The organism is Shewanella sp. TB7-MNA-CIBAN-0143 (assembly GCF_040310065.1).
GTDB lineage: Bacteria > Pseudomonadota > Gammaproteobacteria > Enterobacterales > Shewanellaceae > Shewanella.
Genome location: NZ_JBEOPL010000137.1, coordinates 1 through 248 on the forward strand (window position 1 = coordinate 1; position 248 = coordinate 248).

At 46.8% G+C, this 248-nt stretch carries 1 protein-coding gene; it reads right to left on the minus strand.

Annotated features, from left to right (window positions below):
- A partial coding sequence (locus AAEY97_RS21430; RefSeq protein WP_351001398.1) for a TniQ family protein occupies nucleotides 1-248 on the minus strand: 248 nt, incomplete at both ends.

Below are 248 nucleotides of genomic sequence, written 5' to 3' on the forward strand. Positions count from 1 at the left end.
GCTCGGCGCAAACCGATAAGCCAGGAAGCTGCCATCGCCTTGCCCAAAACGCCTCTCCATATTGTTTTACCTGTGCCCCTATGCATAACGGGCAATATCGTAAGTAGTGAGGACTTTTAACTTTGGATGCCGCCTTACCTAGCTGTACTTCTGCAGAATGTCTGCAATCCGTGAGTAAATCATGCTTAGCGTGTTCGGTAATATCTGGATGGACAAAAGAGGAATACAATGGAAATAGTGTGTGAGCT